Here is an 18249-nt window from a genome sequence, read left to right as displayed (position 1 = left end):
TATTCTACCACACTATGAGCAAAACACATTTAACAGAACAGAAGTTTTCCGACTTCGCGCTGCACCCGAAGGTGATTGAAGCCCTTGAAAATAAAGGGTTTCATAACTGCACGCCCATTCAGGCCCTCGCGCTGCCGCTGACGCTGGCCGGTCGCGATGTTGCCGGGCAGGCGCAAACCGGTACCGGCAAAACGATGGCGTTTTTAACGTCAACGTTTCATTATTTACTTTCTCACCCAGCGATTGCAGACCGCAAAGTTAACCAGCCGCGCGCGCTAATTATGGCCCCGACGCGAGAACTGGCGGTACAGATCCATGCAGACGCTGAACCCCTGGCGCAGGCTACCGGCCTTAAGCTTGGACTGGCCTATGGCGGCGACGGCTACGATAAACAGCTGAAAGTGCTGGAAAGCGGTGTGGATATCCTGATCGGTACCACCGGCCGTCTTATCGACTACGCTAAACAGAACCACATTAACCTCGGTGCAATCCAGGTTGTGGTGCTCGATGAAGCTGACCGCATGTACGATCTGGGCTTCATTAAAGACATCCGCTGGCTGTTCCGCCGTATGCCTCCGGCCAATCAGCGCCTGAATATGCTGTTCTCTGCAACCCTCTCCTACCGTGTGCGCGAACTGGCGTTCGAACAGATGAACAACGCCGAATACGTGGAAGTGGAACCGGAGCAGAAAACGGGTCACCGCATTAAAGAAGAGCTCTTCTATCCTTCCAATGAAGAGAAAATGCGTCTGCTGCAAACGCTGATCGAAGAAGAATGGCCCGATCGCGCCATTATCTTCGCGAACACCAAACACCGTTGTGAAGACATCTGGGGCCATCTGGCTGCAGACGGTCACCGTGTTGGCCTGCTGACCGGCGACGTGGCGCAGAAAAAACGCCTGCGCATTCTTGAAGAATTTACCCGTGGCGATCTCGATATTCTGGTCGCAACCGACGTGGCGGCACGTGGTTTACACATTCCGGCCGTGACGCACGTCTTTAACTACGATCTGCCAGACGACTGCGAAGACTACGTACACCGTATCGGTCGTACCGGTCGTGCGGGCGCAAGCGGTCACTCGATTAGCCTTGCGTGTGAAGAGTATGCGCTGAATCTTCCAGCCATTGAGACTTATATCGGTCACTCTATTCCGCAGAGCAAATACAATCCGGAAGCGCTGTTAAGCGAACTGCCGCCGCCTAAGCGTCTAACCCGCCCACGCTCCGGCAATGGTCCGCGTCGTTCAGGCGGCGCACCGCGTAATCGTCGTCGTTCAGGTTAAAAAATATGCTCAGCTCCACCTCGCTTTATGCGGCAATTGATCTCGGTTCGAATAGTTTTCATATGCTGGTTGTGCGCGAGGTGGCGGGAAGCATACAAACGCTGACGCGCATTAAGCGCAAGGTCCGCCTCGCGGCGGGCCTGAGCAGCGACAATCACCTCTCACCTGAAGCCATGGAACGTGGCTGGCAGTGTCTGCGACTCTTTGCCGAGCGTCTGCAGGATATCCCGCATGCCCAAATCACCGTGGTCGCCACTGCGACACTCCGTCTGGCGGTTAACGCCGTGGATTTTATTGCCAGAGCGCAGGAAATTCTCGGTTGTCCGGTTCAGGTTATCAGCGGTGAAGAAGAAGCTCGCCTGATTTATCAGGGTGTTGCACACACCACGGGGGGTGACGATCGTCGCCTGGTAGTGGATATCGGCGGTGCCAGTACCGAGCTTGTGACCGGCACCGGCGCGCAGGCAACGTCGCTGTTCAGCCTGTCGATGGGCTGCGTGACCTGGCTTGAGCGCTACTTTACCGATCGTAATCTGGGTAAAGAGAACTTCGACGAGGCAGAGAACGCTGCGCGCGAAGTGTTACGCCCGGTGATGGACGAGCTGCGCTATCACGGCTGGAAAGTCTGCGTGGGTGCGTCGGGTACCGTGCAGGCTCTGCAGGAAATCATGATGGCGCAGGGAATGGACGAGCGGATTACGCTTGCCAAACTTCAGCAGCTGAAACAGCGCGCCATTCAGTGCGGACGCCTGGAAGAGCTGGAAATTGAAGGCCTGACGCTGGAGCGCGCGCTGGTTTTCCCGAGCGGGCTGGCCATTCTTATCGCCATTTTCACCGAGCTGAACATCCAGTGTATGACCCTGGCCGGCGGCGCGTTGCGCGAAGGTCTGGTCTACGGGATGCTGCATCTGTCGGTCGATCAGGATATCCGCAGCCGTACCCTGCGCAACGTGCAGCGTCGTTTTCTGGTTGATATCGATCAGGCAGGACGCGTATCGCAGCTGGCGTCACGCTTCGCCGATCAGGTCGCTAACGTCTGGGATCTTGATCCTCTGAGCCGGGATTTATTGCTAAGCGCCTGTGCGCTACATGAAGTGGGGCTGAGCATTGATTTTAAGCAGGCACCGGCTCATGCAGCGTATCTGGTGCGCAACCTGGATTTACCGGGCTATACACCTGCGCAGAAAAAATTGCTGGCAACGCTGCTGCTGAACCAGACCAATGCCGTTGATCTCTCGTCTTTGCATCAGCAAAACGCCGTACCGCCGCGCGTGGCCGAGCATCTGTGCCGCCTGCTGCGTCTGGCGATCCTGTTTGCCAGCCGCCGCCGCGATGATTTGCTGCCCGCCATTAATCTGGTGGCCGATGACGAGAAGCTTTCGCTGACGTTACCGGAGAACTGGATTGATCGTCACCCGCTTGGGGCAGAGATGATCGAGCAGGAGTGCCAGTGGCAGAGCTATGTGCACTGGGTGCTGGAAGTGAAGTAATACGCTGAACATTGCCGGGTGGCGGCTCCGCCTTACCCGGCCTACTCATCATTATCCTTTCTCTTTGGCTTTTGCCAGCATGGCGCGGATATTTGCCACGTTAGCCTGCCCCTTGTGCATCCGCTCTTCTGCGGTAATCACTTTGCGCTCCTGTTCCCAAATCACGTCATCCTGCGGCAGCTCCAGCAGGAAACGGCTCGGCTCCGGGCGGACAAGTTCGCCATACTGACGGCGCTCTTTACACAGTGTGAACGTCAGCTCTTTCTGCGCGCGGGTGATCCCCACGTAGGCCAGGCGGCGCTCCTCGTCGACGTTGTCTTCATCAATGCTGCTCTGATGCGGTAACAACCCCTCTTCCATACCGACCAGATAGACATACGGGAACTCCAGACCTTTTGACGCGTGCAGCGTCATCAGCTGTACCTGATCGGCCTCTTCTTCGCTCTCGCCCCGCTCCATCATGTCGCGCAGGGTAAAGCGGGTGACCACCTGCGTCAGGGTCATCGGCTCGTCGATTTCAGAGCCCTCCAACATTTCGGTCATCCAGCTGAAGAGCTGGTTAACGTTCTTCATGCGCATCTCAGCCGCTTTCGGGCTGGCCGAAGTTTCGTACAGCCAGGACTCATAGTCGATGCCGTGAATAAGATCGCGCACCGCCGCCACCGGCTCGCGCTCCGCGAGACGTTGCACTTCGCCAAGCCAGTGGGTGAACCGCGTTAATGAATCATACCCGCGTCCGGTTAACGTCTGGCTCAGCCCCATGTCGAAGCTGGCAGTAAACATACTTTTGTTGCGGGTCATCGCCCACTCGCCGAGCTTTTGCAGCGTCGCCGGGCCAATCTCGCGTTTTGGCGTATTCACGATGCGCAGAAACGCGCTGTCGTCATCCGGGTTAGTGAGCACGCGCAGATAGGCCAGCAGATCTTTGATTTCTGGTCGTGAGAAGAACGACGTGCCGCCCGAGATTTTGTACGGAATGCGGTTCTGCATCAGCATCTTTTCAAAGACGCGCGACTGGTGATTGCCGCGATAGAGGATCGCGTAATCCTTATATTCGGTTTTGTTGACGAAGTGGTGGGCGATGAGTTCGCCCGTCACGCGCTCCGCTTCATGATCCTCATTGTTGGCGCTGAGTACTTTCAGCTCCGTGCCGTAGCCCAGTTCGGAGAAGAGACGCTTCTCAAACACGTGCGGGTTATTGGCAATCAGGATGTTAGCTGCTTTCAGGATACGCCCGGAGGAGCGATAGTTCTGTTCTAGCTTAATCACCTGCAGCGCCGGGAAATCTTTGCTCAGCAGCACCAGGTTTTGCGGGCGCGCGCCGCGCCAGGAGTAAATTGACTGGTCGTCGTCGCCTACCACGGTAAAACGCGCGCGCTGCCCCACCAGCAGCTTCACCAGCTCGTACTGGCTGGTGTTGGTGTCCTGATACTCATCCACCAGCAGGTAACGGATTTTGTTCTGCCAGCGCTCGCGCACCTCTTCATTACGCTGCAGCAGCAGCGTCGGCAGCAGGATCAGGTCGTCGAAGTCCAGCACGTTGCACGCTTTCATATGTGCATCGTACAGACCGTAGCAGTGGGCGAAGATGCGATCCCGTTCGCCTTTGGCGATCGCCGCGGCCTGGGCCGGCGTCATCAGATCGTTTTTCCAGTTCGAGATCGTCGAGATCAGCTGCTGCAACAGCACTTTATCATCTTCGATCAGCCCCTCGGTGAGCTCTTTGAGCAGCGCCACCTGATCGGTGTCATCGAAGAGCGAGAAGTTGGACTTCATTCCCAGCGCCGCATACTCGCGTTTGATGATATCCAGTCCCAGCGTGTGGAAGGTGGAGATCATCAGGCCGCGCGCCTCTTTACGGCCCAGCGTCTGACCGACACGCTCTTTCATCTCGCGCGCCGCTTTATTAGTAAAGGTGACCGCCGCAATGTGTCGCGCCTGATACCCACAGTTGTGGATCAGATGGGCGATTTTGTTGGTGATCACGCGGGTTTTACCCGAACCGGCCCCTGCCAGCACCAGGCATGGTCCAGTAACGAATTCGACCGCTTGTTGTTGTCCGGGGTTTAAACGCATGGGAGTATTGCTCAATCTTCGAACGGGGTGTGGATTGTAGCAGAAAGCCGGGCGCAGATTTACCGGCTAATGATAAAGTGGAGAAATCGCGTTTAACCCTTAGAGCAGAACCATGAAAAAGACCGCAGCAGCCCTGCATATTCTGGTAAAAGAAGAGAAACTGGCTCAGGAGATCCTGGCCAAGCTGGAGCGCGGCATCAGCTTTGATCATCTGGCGAAGCGTTACTCTAAATGCCCGTCCGGGCGCAATGGCGGTGATCTTGGGGAGTTTCAACAAGGTGCAATGGTCGGCCCGTTCGATCAGGCGGTCTTTAGCTGCCCGCTTCTGAAGCCCTACGGCCCGGTAAAAACCAAATTTGGCTACCATATCATTAAGGTGCTTTATCGCCGCTGACGCGTGGTATATTGCGCCCCGATTTATCTCAACCTATTCAAGGCACGATCATGGCAAAAACAGCAGCAGCACTGCATATTCTTGTTAAAGAAGAGAAACTGGCTCTGGATCTTCTGGAGCAGATCAAAAACGGCGCCGACTTCGGCAAACTGGCGAAGAAGCACTCTATCTGTCCGTCAGGCAAACGCGGCGGCGATCTGGGTGAATTCCGCCAGGGTCAGATGGTACCGGCGTTCGATAAAGTGGTCTTCTCCTGCCCGGTGCTGGAGCCAACCGGCCCGCTGCACACGCAGTTCGGCTACCACGTGATTAAAGTGCTGTATCGCAAATAAAAAAGCCGGGTGGCGGCTGCGCCTTACCCGGCCTACATCTTACGGTTTTGTAGGTCGGGTAAGCGAAGCGCCACCCGACAAGATTGTTAGCCCGCTACCGCGATACGCTTCATATCGGTCATGTAGCCACGCAGTTTGTGACCCACTTTCTCGATCTGGTGGCTGCGAATCGCTTCGTTCACGTCGCGCAGCTGCGCGTTGTCCACGGCACCTTCAGCAATCGCTTTGCCCAGATCGCCCGTCTGCAGAGTGGTCATAAACTCTTTCAGCAGCGGTACGCAGGCGTAAGAGAACAGGTAGTTACCGTATTCTGCGGTATCAGAGATCACCACGTTCATTTCGTACAGACGCTTACGGGCGATGGTGTTCGCAATCAGCGGCAGCTCGTGCAGTGATTCGTAGTACGCAGACTCTTCGATGATGCCGGAATCCACCATGGTTTCGAACGCCAGCTCAACGCCTGCTTTCACCATCGCGATCATCAGGACGCCTTTATCGAAGTACTCCTGCTCGCCGATTTTACCTTCATACTGCGGCGCGGTTTCGAACGCAGTCTTACCGGTCTCTTCACGCCAGGTCAGCAGTTTCTTATCGTCGTTCGCCCAGTCCGCCATCATACCGGAAGAGAACTCGCCGGAGATGATGTCGTCCATGTGTTTCTGGAACAGCGGCGCCATGATGTTTTTCAGCTGTTCAGACAGCGCGTAAGCACGCAGTTTTGCCGGGTTGGACAGACGGTCCATCATCAGCGTAATACCGCCCTGCTTCAGCGCTTCGGTGATGGTTTCCCAGCCGAACTGAATCAGTTTTTCCGCGTAGGCCGGGTCGGTACCCTCTTCCACCAGCTTGTCGAAGCACAGCAGAGAACCGGCCTGCAGCATGCCGCACAGAATGGTCTGCTCGCCCATCAGGTCAGATTTCACTTCGGCAACGAAGGACGATTCCAGCACGCCCGCACGGTGGCCGCCGGTCGCCGCTGCCCATGCTTTGGCAATCGCCATGCCTTCGCCTTTCGGATCGTTTTCCGGGTGAACTGCGATAAGCGTCGGCACGCCGAAGCCACGCTTGTACTCTTCGCGTACTTCCGTACCCGGACACTTCGGTGCCACCATCACTACGGTGATGTCTTTACGGATCTGCTCGCCCACTTCAACGATGTTGAAGCCGTGGGAGTAACCCAGCGCGGCACCGTCTTTCATCAGCGGCTGTACGGAACGCACAACGTCTGAGTGCTGTTTGTCCGGGGTCAGGTTAACCACCAGATCCGCCTGCGGGATCAGCTCTTCGTAGGTACCCACTTTGAAGCCGTTTTCGGTCGCTTTACGCCAGGAAGCACGCTTCTCGGCAATCGCTTCTTTACGCAGAGCGTAGGAGATATCCAGACCGGAGTCACGCATGTTCAGGCCCTGGTTCAGACCCTGTGCGCCACAGCCGACGATGACCACTTTTTTACCCTGAAGGTAGCTCGCGCCATCGGCAAATTCGTCGCGCGCCATGAAGCGGCATTTGCCCAGCTGCGCCAGCTGCTGGCGCAAGTTCAGTGTATTAAAGTAGTTAGCCATGGGTGATACCTCGTGATGTTGTGTGTCTTATTGTTCGGTTCGCGTTTCAGCGAGAATGTACCCACATTACAACAGGAAATTTATTGCGGAAATTGATATATTCACAACGTCACGTTGCAATTTTTGCAATATAAAAAGAGGGAGTGGAATCAGTGGATTTACGCGATCTGAAAATGTTCCTGCACCTGGCGGAAAGCCGTCACTTTGGCCGCAGCGCGCGGGCGATGCACGTTAGCCCCTCCACGCTTTCGCGCCAGATCCAGCGCCTTGAGGAAGACCTCGGCCAGCCGCTGTTCGTGCGCGACAACCGCACCGTCACCCTCACGGAAGCGGGCGAAGAGTTGCGCATTTTTGCCCAGCAGACGCTGTTGCAGTACCAGCAGCTGCGTCACTCGATTGACCAGCAGGGGCCGTCACTTTCCGGTGAGCTGCATATTTTCTGCTCCGTGACCGCCGCCTATAGCCATCTGCCGCCCATTCTCGACCGCTTCCGCGCGGCGCATCCGTCGGTTGAAATTAAACTCACTACCGGCGACGCCTCCGACGCAATGGAGAAAGTGGTGACGGGCGAAGCGGATCTCGCCATTGCCGGGAAGCCGGAAACCCTGCCGGGCGCGGTGGCATTCTCGATGCTGGAGAATCTGGCAGTAGTACTGATTGCCCCCGCGCTGCCCTGCCCGGTGCGTAATCAGGTGTCGGTGGAAAAACCGGACTGGTCCACGGTGCCGTTTATCATGGCCGATCAGGGGCCGGTGCGTCGCCGCATCGAGCTGTGGTTCCGCCGTCAGAAAATCAGCAACCCGTCGATTTACGCCACGGTCAGCGGCCATGAGGCGATGGTGTCGATGGTGGCGCTGGGCTGCGGCGTGGCGCTGCTGCCGGAAGTGGTGCTGGAAAATAGCCCGGAACCGGTGCGCAATCGCGTAATGATTCTGGAGCGCAGCGACGAGAAGACGCCGTTTGAGCTTGGCGTGTGCGCACAAAAAAAGCGGCTGCATGAGCCGCTTATTGATGCGTTCTGGACGATATTGCCGAACCACTAAAGCCGGGTGGCGCTGCGCTTACCCGGCCAGACCTTAGCCCGCGAGGAAGAAGCGGAAGGCCGGGTTATGGGTTTCGTCGTGACACTCATAGCCCAGCTCGTTCAGCCGTGTTTCGAAATCCGGCTCGTGCTCGCCCAGTTCAAACGCCGCCAGCACGCGCCCGTAGTCGGTGCCGTGGCTGCGGTAGTGGAACAGAGAGATGTTCCAGTGCGTGCCCAGCGTGTGCAGGAACTTGAGCAGCGCGCCCGGCGATTCCGGGAACTCGAAGCTGAACAGACGTTCCCTGAGTGGCTTCGATGGACGCCCGCCGACCATGTAGCGCACGTGCAGCTTCGCCATCTCGTCGTCAGAGAGATCGACCACGCTATAGCCGCCCTCATGCAGCAGGTTGAGGATCTCTTTGCGCTCCTCCACGCCGCGGCTCAGGCGCACGCCGACAAAAATACAGGCGTCTTTGGCATCGGCAAAACGGTAGTTAAATTCCGTCACAGAACGACCGCCCAGCAGCTGACAGAACTTCAGGAAGCTGCCCTTCTCTTCCGGGATGGTCACCGCCAGCAGTGCTTCACGCTGTTCGCCCAGCTCGCAGCGCTCGGAAACGTAGCGCAGACCGTGGAAGTTCACGTTGGCACCAGACAGCACGTGCGCCAGCCGCTCGCCGCGAATGTTGTGCTGCGCGATGTATTTTTTCATCCCCGCCAGCGCCAGCGCGCCGGAAGGTTCCGCCACCGCGCGCACATCCTCGAACAGATCTTTCATCGCCGCGCAGATAGCATCGCTATCAACCGTGACGATATCGTCGAGATATTCCTGGCACAGGCGGAAGGTTTCATCCCCAATGCGCTTCACCGCCACGCCCTCGGCAAACAGCCCGACGCGCGGCAGATCTACCGGGTGACCCGCATCCAGCGCCGCTTTCAGGCAGGCAGAGTCTTCCGCTTCAACGGCGATGACTTTGATCTGCGGCATCAGCTGTTTGATCAGCACCGCCACGCCCGCAGCCAGGCCGCCGCCGCCGACCGGCACAAACACGCGATCGAGATGGGCATCCTGCTGTAGCAGTTCAAGCGCCAGCGTGCCCTGCCCGGCAATCACCATCGGGTGGTCGAACGGCGGCACCCAGGTGAAACCCTGCTGCTGCGCCAGCTCGATCGCTTTGGCTTTGGCTTCGTCGAAGTTAGCCCCGTGGAGCAGCACTTCGCCGCCGAAACCTCGCACCGCATCGACTTTGATGTCCGCGGTTGCGACCGGCATCACGATCAGCGCTTTCAGCCCCAGACGGGCAGACGAGAACGCAACGCCCTGGGCGTGGTTGCCCGCCGAGGCGGTAATCACGCCGCGCGCTTTCTGCTCGTCGGTCAGCCCGGCCATCATCGCGTAGGCGCCGCGCAGCTTGAAGCTGTGCACCGGCTGACGGTCTTCGCGCTTGACCAGGATCACGTTGTCGAGGCGCGAAGAGAGTTTTTCCATTTTCTGCAGGGGCGTAACCTGCACGGCTTCATAGACCGGCGCGCGCAGCACCGCTCTCAGGTATTCCGCCCCCTCGGGGGCGGCGGATAAGGGTTGCGACTCGGCCATCATTAGCCCCCAAGTTTCGATTTATCGCGCACCGCGCCTTTATCTGCACTGGTGGCAAGGCTCGCGTAGGCGCGCAGGGCGAAGGAGACTTCGCGCTGGCGATCTTTCGGCGTCCAGGCTTTGTCGCCGCGGGCCTCCTGGGCTTCACGACGGGCCGCGATCTCCTGGTCGGTAAGCTTGAGCTGAATGCCACGATTCGGAATGTCGATTTCGATCAGGTCGCCGTCTTCGATGATGGCAATGTTGCCGCCGCTTGCTGCTTCCGGTGAAACGTGGCCGATGGAGAGACCAGAGGTGCCGCCGGAGAAACGCCCGTCGGTGATCAGCGCGCAGGCTTTACCGAGGCCCATCGATTTCAGGAAGGTGGTTGGGTAGAGCATCTCCTGCATGCCCGGGCCGCCTTTCGGCCCTTCATAACGGATGACAACCACGTCGCCTTCCACCACTTTGCCGCCGAGGATGGCGTCTACCGCTTCATCCTGGCTTTCGTACACTTTCGCCGGGCCGGTGAATTTCAGGATGCTGTCGTCCACGCCAGCGGTCTTCACGATGCAGCCGTTTTCCGCAAAGTTACCGTACAGCACGGCCAGGCCGCCGTCTTTGCTGTAGGCGTGTTCCAGCGAGCGGATGCAGCCTTCGGCGCGGTCATCGTCCAGGGTGTCCCAGCGACAGTCCTGCGAGAATGCCTGGGTGGTGCGAATACCGGCAGGACCCGCGCGGAACATTTTTTTCACCGCGTCGTCTTTGGTCAGCATCACGTCGTACTGGTCCAACGATTCCGGCAACGTCAGGCCGAGGACGTTTTTCACGTCTCGGTTCAGCAGCCCGGCGCGATCCAGCTCGCCGAGGATACCGATGACGCCACCGGCACGGTGCACGTCTTCCATGTGGTACTTCTGCGTACTCGGCGCGACCTTACACAGCTGCGGCACTTTACGGGACAGCTTGTCGATGTCGCTCATGGTGAAGTCGATTTCGGCTTCCTGCGCGGCGGCCAGCAGGTGCAGAACGGTGTTGGTGGAACCGCCCATGGCGATATCCAGCGTCATGGCGTTCTCGAACGCCGCTTTGCTGGCGATGCTGCGCGGCAGCGCGCTGGCGTCGTCCTGCTCGTAGTAGCGTTTGGTCAGCTCAACGATACGTTTACCGGCATTGAGGAACAGCTGCTTACGGTCGGCGTGGGTCGCCAGCAGCGAGCCGTTGCCCGGCTGAGAAAGGCCCAGCGCTTCGGTCAGGCAGTTCATGGAGTTCGCCGTGAACATCCCGGAACAGGAGCCGCAGGTCGGACACGCGGAGCGTTCCACCTGGTCGCTCTGCTCGTCAGAGACTTTCGGGTCCGCGCCCTGGATCATCGCATCGACCAGGTCGAGCTTGATGATTTTGTCGGAGAGCTTGGTTTTCCCCGCTTCCATTGGGCCACCGGAGACGAAGATCACCGGAATATTCAGGCGCAGGGAGGCCATCAGCATCCCCGGGGTGATTTTGTCGCAGTTGGAGATACAGACCATTGCATCGGCGCAGTGGGCGTTAACCATGTACTCCACCGAGTCGGCGATCAGCTCGCGCGACGGCAGTGAATAGAGCATGCCCCCGTGCCCCATCGCGATACCGTCATCCACCGCAATGGTGTTGAACTCTTTCGCCACGCCGCCGGAGGCCTCGATTTGCTCGGCAACCAGCTTACCCAGATCGCGCAGGTGAACGTGGCCCGGAACGAACTGGGTGAAGGAGTTCACCACGGCGATAATCGGCTTACCGAAATCGGCGTCGGTCATTCCGGTGGCGCGCCACAGTGCGCGGGCACCCGCCATGTTACGGCCATGGGTGGTGGTGGCTGAACGATACTTAGGCATGCTTTATTTACTCCCGTCTGACTATGTAATGGGACGGTGCGTGCCGTCCCAAATTTATACTTAGTGATTAACCTGATCCAACCAGCCGTATTTATCTTCTGTTTCGCCGGTGAAGAGGCCAAAGAACGCTTGCTGAATGCGTTTGGTGACCGGGCCACAGCGGCCTTCGCCCACCTGGATACCGTCTACGCTGCGCACCGGCGTGATTTCAGCCGCGGTACCGGACATAAAGACTTCATCGGCCAGATACAGGGATTCGCGAGACAGCACCTGCTCGCGCACTTCGATACCCAGATCTTTCGCCAGCTTGATGATGGCGTCACGGGTGATGCCCGGCAGCGCGGACGAGGTGAATGGCGGCGTAAACAGGATGCCGTCTTTCACTTCAAACAGGTTTTCACCCGCACCTTCTGAGATGTAGCCGTTTACGTCCAGGGCGATACCTTCCTGATAGCCGTGACGGCGCGCTTCGCTACCTACCAGCAGTGAAGAGAGGTAGTTACCGCCCGCTTTCGCGGCGGTCGGGATGGTGTTTGGCGCAACGCGGTTCCAGGAAGAGACCATTGCGTCGATCCCCTGCTCCAGGGCTTCAGCACCCAGGTAGGCACCCCATGGGAACGCGGCAATGATCACATCCGTGGTATAGCCAGCGGGCGGGTTCACGCCCATACCGACGTCGCCCACAAACACCAGCGGGCGAATATAGGCGCTGGTCAGGTTGTTCTTGCGAATCACGTCGCGACAGGCTTCCATCAGCTCGTCGACGCTCTGGGAAACCGGGAAACGATAAATTTTGGCTGAGTCATGCAGACGCTGCATGTGTTCGCGATGGCGGAACACCACTGGCCCTTTGTGGGAATCGTAGCAGCGGATGCCTTCAAATACGGAGGTACCGTAGTGCAGCGCGTGGGACATCACATGGACCTTCGCGTCCTCCCAGCGAACCATCTCACCGTTGAACCAAATGTAATCAGCTTTTTTTGTCGTCATTTTTTCGTCCTGTCACGCTTAAGCGCGGATTTGTTGTGATGTGGTTGTGCTCTGGCAGATGGCAACATGGGCAACGTCTACCAGCTTTGATAACTGACTAAACAGTAAGTCGACCGACCGCGGGCTGGCAACGGTTAATTCGATACTGATGTTTTGGGCGTCAGTGGCCGTCTCCATATTCATAGAGCAAATCTGAAAACCACGATGACGCACCACACGCAAAACGCGCTCTAAGGTTTCCGGGTTGAAGCGAGCCTGTACGGCGACCTGATGCTGCATCATGATAATTTCTCCATCATTTGTGAGTTACTGGCACCAGGCGGTACCAGCGGCCAGACGTTCTCGAGTTCATCGATTGAGACATGAAGCAGGTAAGGCCCCTCGCTGTTCAGCATGGTGTCGAGCGCCGCTTCAACCTGATCTTTACGGGTGATGTGCTGACCAGGGATGCCAAAGGCGCTGGCCAGCGTGAGGAAATCGGGGTTATCGGTGAGCGTCGTTTCGCTGTAGCGCTCCTGGAAGAACAGCTGTTGCCACTGACGAACCATCCCTAAACGCTGGTTGTCGAGCAACACGATCTTCAGCGGCAACTGCTTACGCTTAACGGTGCCGAGCTCCTGAACGTTCATCATGAAGGAGCCGTCACCGGAGATACAGATTACGGTATCGTTCGGGCGGGCAACCTGTGCGCCAACGGCGGCTGGCAGACCGAAGCCCATCGTCCCTAACCCGCTGGACGTGATGAAATTCTCCGGACGGGTGTAGGTCATGTGCTGGGCTGACCACATCTGATGCTGGCCGACATCGGTCGTCACCACGCTGTTTGTCGGTTTACGGTCGGACAACTGCTTCAACAGCAGCGGCGCGTAGATGGCCTCGCCCGGGTGATCGTAACGCCAGGCGTGTTCAGCGCGCATATCGGCGGTGTGCTGACGCCATGCGTTGATATCCAGCGGCTGCTGCAATGCCGGTAACAGCGCATTGAGATCGCCCTGCAGCGCGACGTGCGCCTGACGCAGCTTATTCATCTCCGCCGGGTCGATATCCATATGGATGACTTTGGCGTTCGGCGCGAAGGTATTCAGTTTGCCGGTAACGCGGTCGTCAAAACGGGCACCGACGGCGATGAGCAGATCGCACGCCTGCACCGCCAGGTTTGCCGCTTTAGTGCCGTGCATCCCGAGCATGCCCAGATAGTACGGGTAGTCTGCATCTACCGCACCCAACCCTTTCAGCGTGCAGGTGGCAGGCATTTGCGTTACCGCAATAAATTCACACAGGGCGGGAACGGCCTGCGCCATGCCTACGCCACCGCCAACGTACAGCATCGGCTGTTTTGCCTGCGCCAGCATCTGACACGCCTCTTCAACTGCCGCATGCGGAAACGCGTCGTCGCTTCGAACGGTGGAGAAGTGCGGCTCCAGTTCGCCGAGTGCGACCTGGATATCTTTCGGGATATCCACCAGAACCGGGCCAGGGCGGCCGGAGCTGGCTACCTCGAATGCTTCAGCCATGACGCGCGGCAGCTCTTCCAAAGACTGAACGAGGAAACTGTGTTTGGTGCAGGCCAGCGATAAACCCAGTACATCGACCTCCTGAAAAGCGTCGGTACCGATGAACGGAGACGCCACCTGCCCGGTGATGGCGACAACGGGAACAGAATCCAGCAGCGCGTCAGCCAGGCCGGTGATGAGGTTAGTTGCGCCAGGACCTGACGTCGCCATACACACGCCGGTTTTACCGGTCGCGCGGGCGTAACCAATGGCCGCCATCACTGCGCCCTGCTCGTGTCGGCACAAGAGATGTTCCACGCCGCCGTCATACAGTGCATCGTAAATCGGCATAATTGCGCCACCCGGATAACCGAATACTGTCTCGACTCCCTGCGCGCGCAACGCATGTACTACCCACTGTGCCCCATTCATAGTTAGTTCCCCGTCATAAATCGGGAGAAACAGAATTTTGTGCTAGTCGTCATGCTCTGCTCCTCATTTGCGTTTTTTAGTCATAAAAAAACCCCCGGACCTTTCGGTGCGGGGGTCTTAGTTCGTTAAGGCTTGATTTCTAAGCCTTTCCTCGTCCAAGTGCAGCCCCGCACGGTGGGATAATAATCACCACCACGCTAATCACGACCAGGCTAATCACTCGTAGAAGGGCTGTCATTTTCAGTTCTTTTTGCATCTTGTTCGAAGGAATACCTAAAGAGTTATCACAGTTTTTAAATCAAACACAAGATTTATTTATGACGGATTTGGTTAGTCCGCGAATCATATTTCTTAAAAGCGTTGTTTTATATACGGAAATTAGAAAATGAATATTTTTCATTTTTTTACTGTGGCGCTAACCGTCAGAACAGGATTTTTTACGTTCTGCGAGGAGGTTTCCACGATTATGAGATTGTTGCAATACACCATTAAAATCCCTGAACAAGCGGCGTAAATTCACGAAATGGCGCTAAACAAATATAACGAGCACTGACATAGTCACACCAGGAGGTAGTGCAAATGTCACTGTCAGTTGTTTATACGCGTGCGGCTCTCGGGGTAAAGGCACCGCTTGTTTCCGTAGAGGTGCATTTAAGTAATGGGCTGCCCGGACTCACGCTTGTCGGGTTACCTGAAACGACGGTTAAAGAGGCCAGGGATCGAGTCCGCAGCGCAATAATAAATAGCGGTTATGCCTTCCCCGCGAAGAAGATCACCATCAACCTTGCTCCTGCCGATCTGCCTAAAGAGGGGGGACGATACGATTTACCTATCGCAATTGCCCTTCTCGCGGCTTCTGAGCAGCTTAATACGACACGGCTAGGCTCGTATGAGTTCGTTGGCGAACTCGCGCTTACAGGCGCGTTAAGAGGCGTTCCCGGGGCGATATCGGGAGCGCTGGAAGCCATACGTGCAGGGCGGCAAATCATTGTGGCCAATGAAAACGCATCAGAAGTGAGTCTTATCGCGGAAAAAGGATGCCTCATCGCGGGGCATTTACAGGAAGTTTGTGCATGGCTGGAAGGGCGACATGAACTGTCCGAGCCGGAGGAGTGTGATGATGTTATAGCGGATGCTCCAGAGGATCTCAGCGAGATTATGGGGCAGGAACAAGGGAAACGGGCGCTGGAGATTACGGCTGCAGGGGGACACAATCTTCTGTTAATTGGTCCGCCGGGTACGGGTAAAACCATGTTGGCGAGCAGATTGAGTGGGTTGCTTCCACCGCTCAATAATCATGAAGCGCTGGAAAGTGCCGCCATATACAGCCTCATCAGTTCTGCATCGTTGCAAAAGCAGTGGCGCCGTCGCCCTTTTCGATCCCCGCATCATAGCGCTTCACTGACGGCAATGGTCGGCGGTGGGTCTATCCCCGGGCCGGGTGAGATCTCGCTGGCACACAATGGCATTCTGTTTCTTGATGAATTGCCGGAGTTTGAGCGCCGCGTGCTGGATGCACTGCGGGAGCCCATTGAATCCGGCGAGATACATATCTCACGCACGCGGGCCAAAATAAGCTATCCCGCGCAGTTTCAGCTGGTCGCCGCGATGAACCCCAGCCCGACGGGCCACTACCAGGGCAACCATAACCGCTGTACGCCAGAGCAGACATTGCGCTATCTCGGTAAGTTATCCGGCCCGTTCCTCGACCGTTTCGATTTATCTCTCGAAATCCCGCTTCCTCCACCGGGCCTGCTCAGGCAAACGGGCATCACGGGTGAAAGCTCAGCAGAGGTACGCGAGCGGGTGATTGCAGCCCAGAAGCGGCAGTACGCCCGTCAGAACAGGCTAAATGCGCGGCTGGATAATGCCGGGATCCGGCAGTTTTGTTCTCTTAACATTGAGGATGCGGGATGGCTGGAGGAGACGTTGACGCGGTTCGGGCTATCCATACGTGCGTGGCAGCGTTTGTTGAAAGTCGCCAGAACCATTGCTGACGTGGAGGGGTGCACTGACATTGAGAGGAAACATTTGCAGGAGGCGCTGAGCTATCGCGCTATCGATCGTTTGCTGCTGCATCTGCAGAAGTTGCTGGCATAAAAAAGGGGCCGTAGCCCCTTCTTATCATCTTAGTCATCAGACTCGGTGTAGTCTTCTGCACCTTCCATCTGCGGCTTACCGCCAGACAGCGTATGGAAGCGCTTTGGACGCTTAATGCGCGCCATGTACTTGATCCACACACGTTCCGCTTCAGACTGCGGCTCACGCTCACCACGGCAAACAGAAACAAACTGTTTTTCGTCTTCGGTTGCAGGTTCACGCTTACCCAGATCCAGCTCGTTAAAGGCATAACCATGGCGCTCAAGCAGTTGAGCTTCTTTGATGGTGAAATCGCCGTGACGAGAGAACCCGCGCGGATAATGTTTATTGTCGAAAAAACGATTAGTCGTCGTAAAGCTTTCCGCCATCCTACACGCTCCTAATTCTTTGGCCGAGCTATTTATGGCGCGGAGTATTAGTTACGCTTGACAGAGTGTAAAACAAAACATTTAAATCATAACGACAAATAATTTTGCGGAGAAAGATGTGGATACGGAATTGCTTAAAACTTTCCTTGAAGTGAGCAGAACACGCCACTTTGGGCGAGCAGCTGAAGCCCTTTACCTGACGCAGTCAGCCGTCAGTTTTCGTATTCGACAGCTGGAAAATCAACTGGGTGTGAATCTTTTTACCCGCCATCGTAACAATATTCGCTTAACGCCTGCCGGCGAGAAACTGCTGCCGTACGCTGAAACGCTTATGAATACCTGGCAGGCGGCACGCAAAGAGGTGGCACATACGTCGAGGCATAATGAGTTCTCGATAGGGGCCAGCGCTTCCCTGTGGGAATGTATGCTAAGTCAGTGGCTTACCCGGCTTTATCATTCACACAGTCACCTGCAATTCGAAGCCAGGATTGCGCAACGGCAGTCGCTGGTTAAGCAACTTCATGAGCGCCAGCTTGATCTTCTGATCACAACCGAAGCCCCCAAGATGGACGAATTTAGTAGCCAGATTGTGGGTCAGTTTGGACTGGCGCTTTATGCCTCTGAACCTTCAATGATGAAGGCAGACCTGACCTATTTGCGCCTGGAATGGGGGCCAGATTTTCAGCAGCATGAGACGGGATTGATTGCACCTGATGATGTTCCGCAGTTAACGACCAGCTCTGCGGAGATCGCCTGTCAGCAGCTGCCCTTGCTGAGAGGTTGTACCTGGTTACCTGTTCGCTGGGCAGATACTAAAGCGGGGCTGCATACGGTGCTGGATTCCACCACGCTTACCAGGCCGCTGTATGCGATTTGGCTGCAAAACAGTGATAAGCAATCACAGATAAAAGATCTGTTAAAAATCAATGTAATGGATTGATATATCAGCCAGCAGGAATGCTGGCTGAAAAATTAAGAAGAGCGTTTTCTGCAGCGCTTCAGGCAAAAAAAAATCCTTTGCCGAAGCAAAGGATTCTATATGGCAGGGGCGGAGAGACTCGAACTCGCGACACCCGGTTTTGGAGACCGGTGCTCTACCAACTGAGCTACGCCCCTAAAGTTTTTGCCATTAAGCCTGCCGATAGGGCAGGCTTAATGTCTTAATAAGTGGCGGAACGGACGGGACTCGAACCCGCGACCCCCTGCGTGACAGGCAGGTATTCTAACCGACTGAACTACCGCTCCACCGAAGACT

The 18249-nt window shown here is 56.7% G+C and carries 17 protein-coding genes and 2 tRNA genes; 7 read left to right on the top strand and 12 right to left on the bottom strand.

Annotated features, from left to right (window positions below; all coding sequences use genetic code 11):
• Positions 1 to 14 precede the first annotated feature (14 nt).
• Both rhlB and gppA read left to right on the top strand, forming a co-directional pair.
• A complete protein-coding gene (gene rhlB, locus BM007_RS21535; RefSeq protein WP_021242834.1) occupies positions 15 to 1283 on the top strand; it encodes an ATP-dependent RNA helicase RhlB in 1269 nt (422 codons plus the stop codon).
• 5 nt (positions 1284 to 1288) lie between these two features.
• Positions 1289 to 2773 carry a guanosine-5'-triphosphate,3'-diphosphate diphosphatase gene (gene gppA, locus BM007_RS21530; protein ID WP_032646095.1) on the top strand — a complete coding sequence of 495 codons (1485 nt, stop codon included), beginning with the start codon at positions 1289 to 1291 and terminating at the stop codon, positions 2771 to 2773.
• A gap of 51 nt (positions 2774 to 2824) precedes the next feature.
• On the opposite strand, the gene rep is transcribed toward gppA, so the two are convergent.
• Positions 2825 to 4849: a DNA helicase Rep gene (gene rep, locus BM007_RS21525; RefSeq protein WP_032646096.1), complete on the bottom strand. Its 2025-nt coding sequence runs from the start codon at positions 4847 to 4849 to the stop codon at positions 2825 to 2827.
• 112 nt (positions 4850 to 4961) lie between these two features.
• Between rep and ppiC (BM007_RS21520) the strand changes: the two genes are divergently transcribed.
• On the top strand, positions 4962 to 5243 hold the full coding sequence (gene ppiC, locus BM007_RS21520) for a peptidylprolyl isomerase PpiC (RefSeq protein ID WP_004886860.1): 282 nt from the start codon (positions 4962 to 4964) through the stop codon (positions 5241 to 5243).
• Between the two features lie 50 nt (positions 5244 to 5293).
• Positions 5294 to 5575: a peptidylprolyl isomerase PpiC gene (gene ppiC, locus BM007_RS21515; protein WP_008501570.1), complete on the top strand. Its 282-nt coding sequence runs from the start codon at positions 5294 to 5296 to the stop codon at positions 5573 to 5575.
• A gap of 86 nt (positions 5576 to 5661) precedes the next feature.
• On the opposite strand, the gene ilvC is transcribed toward ppiC (BM007_RS21515), so the two are convergent.
• The gene (gene ilvC / locus BM007_RS21510) at positions 5662 to 7137 is read right to left on the bottom strand and encodes a ketol-acid reductoisomerase (protein WP_090420900.1); all 1476 of its coding nucleotides are present in this window, start codon (positions 7135 to 7137) and stop codon (positions 5662 to 5664) included.
• Positions 7138 to 7289: 152 nt separating this feature from the next.
• Between ilvC and ilvY the strand changes: the two genes are divergently transcribed.
• On the top strand, positions 7290 to 8180 hold the full coding sequence (gene ilvY, locus BM007_RS21505) for an HTH-type transcriptional activator IlvY (RefSeq protein WP_023333829.1): 891 nt from the start codon (positions 7290 to 7292) through the stop codon (positions 8178 to 8180).
• A 33-nt stretch (positions 8181 to 8213) separates the two neighbouring features.
• On the opposite strand, the gene ilvA is transcribed toward ilvY, so the two are convergent.
• From ilvA to ilvL, 7 genes are all read right to left on the bottom strand, one after another.
• Positions 8214 to 9758: a threonine ammonia-lyase, biosynthetic gene (ilvA, locus tag BM007_RS21500; protein ID WP_024907958.1), complete on the bottom strand. Its 1545-nt coding sequence runs from the start codon at positions 9756 to 9758 to the stop codon at positions 8214 to 8216.
• A gap of 2 nt (positions 9759 to 9760) precedes the next feature.
• Positions 9761 to 11611: a dihydroxy-acid dehydratase gene (ilvD, locus tag BM007_RS21495; RefSeq protein ID WP_032646098.1), complete on the bottom strand. Its 1851-nt coding sequence runs from the start codon at positions 11609 to 11611 to the stop codon at positions 9761 to 9763.
• A gap of 60 nt (positions 11612 to 11671) precedes the next feature.
• Complete coding sequence (ilvE, locus tag BM007_RS21490; RefSeq protein WP_023309654.1) at positions 11672 to 12601, bottom strand: branched-chain-amino-acid transaminase; 930 nt, start codon at positions 12599 to 12601, stop codon at positions 11672 to 11674.
• Between the two features lie 18 nt (positions 12602 to 12619).
• A complete protein-coding gene (gene ilvM, locus BM007_RS21485) occupies positions 12620 to 12883 on the bottom strand; it encodes an acetolactate synthase 2 small subunit (RefSeq protein ID WP_006179206.1) in 264 nt (87 codons plus the stop codon).
• Positions 12880 to 14526: an acetolactate synthase 2 catalytic subunit gene (gene ilvG / locus BM007_RS21480; protein ID WP_090420897.1), complete on the bottom strand. Its 1647-nt coding sequence runs from the start codon at positions 14524 to 14526 to the stop codon at positions 12880 to 12882. Before ilvG ends, ilvM begins: the two co-directional genes overlap by 4 nt.
• 2 nt (positions 14527 to 14528) lie before the next feature.
• The gene (gene ilvX, locus BM007_RS23285; RefSeq protein ID WP_166792073.1) at positions 14529 to 14579 is read right to left on the bottom strand and encodes a peptide IlvX; all 51 of its coding nucleotides are present in this window, start codon (positions 14577 to 14579) and stop codon (positions 14529 to 14531) included.
• A gap of 86 nt (positions 14580 to 14665) precedes the next feature.
• Complete coding sequence (ilvL, locus tag BM007_RS21475) at positions 14666 to 14764, bottom strand: ilv operon leader peptide (protein ID WP_001311244.1); 99 nt, start codon at positions 14762 to 14764, stop codon at positions 14666 to 14668.
• 341 nt (positions 14765 to 15105) lie between these two features.
• Here ilvL and BM007_RS21470 point away from each other — a divergent pair, with 341 nt between their 5' ends.
• Complete coding sequence (locus BM007_RS21470; protein ID WP_090420895.1) at positions 15106 to 16626, top strand: YifB family Mg chelatase-like AAA ATPase; 1521 nt, start codon at positions 15106 to 15108, stop codon at positions 16624 to 16626.
• A 29-nt stretch (positions 16627 to 16655) separates the two neighbouring features.
• Here the strand turns inward: BM007_RS21470 and BM007_RS21465 are convergent, their stop codons facing one another.
• On the bottom strand, positions 16656 to 16994 hold the full coding sequence (locus BM007_RS21465; RefSeq protein WP_008501577.1) for a MaoP family protein: 339 nt from the start codon (positions 16992 to 16994) through the stop codon (positions 16656 to 16658).
• Positions 16995 to 17112: 118 nt separating this feature from the next.
• Here BM007_RS21465 and hdfR point away from each other — a divergent pair, with 118 nt between their 5' ends.
• Positions 17113 to 17934: an HTH-type transcriptional regulator HdfR gene (gene hdfR, locus BM007_RS21460; RefSeq protein WP_024907953.1), complete on the top strand. Its 822-nt coding sequence runs from the start codon at positions 17113 to 17115 to the stop codon at positions 17932 to 17934.
• Between the two features lie 100 nt (positions 17935 to 18034).
• Here the strand turns inward: hdfR and BM007_RS21455 are convergent.
• A tRNA-Trp gene (locus tag BM007_RS21455) sits at positions 18035 to 18110 on the bottom strand.
• Between the two features lie 52 nt (positions 18111 to 18162).
• Positions 18163 to 18239: transfer RNA gene (locus BM007_RS21450), tRNA-Asp, on the bottom strand.
• Positions 18240 to 18249: the final 10 nt, after the last annotated feature.

The sequence above is a fragment of the Enterobacter sp. NFIX59 genome (genome assembly GCF_900113755.1).
GTDB lineage: Bacteria > Pseudomonadota > Gammaproteobacteria > Enterobacterales > Enterobacteriaceae > Enterobacter > Enterobacter pseudoroggenkampii.
Note: the sequence above shows the minus strand (reverse complement) of the source record. Positions and strands in the feature narration are given on the sequence as shown.

Bases quoted from the DNA above. Each gene is read 5' to 3' on its own strand.
- rhlB (WP_021242834.1), top strand. From the start codon at position 15: ATGAGCAAAACACATTTAACAGAACAGAAGTTTTCCGACTTCGCGCTG.
- gppA (WP_032646095.1), top strand. From the start codon at position 1,289: ATGCTCAGCTCCACCTCGCTTTATGCGGCAATTGATCTCGGTTCGAAT.
- rep (WP_032646096.1), bottom strand. From the start codon at position 4,849: ATGCGTTTAAACCCCGGACAACAACAAGCGGTCGAATTCGTTACTGGA.
- ppiC (WP_004886860.1), top strand. From the start codon at position 4,962: ATGAAAAAGACCGCAGCAGCCCTGCATATTCTGGTAAAAGAAGAGAAA.
- ppiC (WP_008501570.1), top strand. From the start codon at position 5,294: ATGGCAAAAACAGCAGCAGCACTGCATATTCTTGTTAAAGAAGAGAAA.
- ilvC (WP_090420900.1), bottom strand. From the start codon at position 7,137: ATGGCTAACTACTTTAATACACTGAACTTGCGCCAGCAGCTGGCGCAG.
- ilvA (WP_024907958.1), bottom strand. From the start codon at position 9,758: ATGGCCGAGTCGCAACCCTTATCCGCCGCCCCCGAGGGGGCGGAATAC.
- ilvD (WP_032646098.1), bottom strand. From the start codon at position 11,611: ATGCCTAAGTATCGTTCAGCCACCACCACCCATGGCCGTAACATGGCG.
- ilvE (WP_023309654.1), bottom strand. From the start codon at position 12,601: ATGACGACAAAAAAAGCTGATTACATTTGGTTCAACGGTGAGATGGTT.
- ilvM (WP_006179206.1), bottom strand. From the start codon at position 12,883: ATGATGCAGCATCAGGTCGCCGTACAGGCTCGCTTCAACCCGGAAACC.
- ilvG (WP_090420897.1), bottom strand. From the start codon at position 14,526: ATGAATGGGGCACAGTGGGTAGTACATGCGTTGCGCGCGCAGGGAGTC.
- ilvL (WP_001311244.1), bottom strand. From the start codon at position 14,764: ATGACAGCCCTTCTACGAGTGATTAGCCTGGTCGTGATTAGCGTGGTG.
- BM007_RS21470 (WP_090420895.1), top strand. From the start codon at position 15,106: ATGTCACTGTCAGTTGTTTATACGCGTGCGGCTCTCGGGGTAAAGGCA.
- BM007_RS21465 (WP_008501577.1), bottom strand. From the start codon at position 16,994: ATGGCGGAAAGCTTTACGACGACTAATCGTTTTTTCGACAATAAACAT.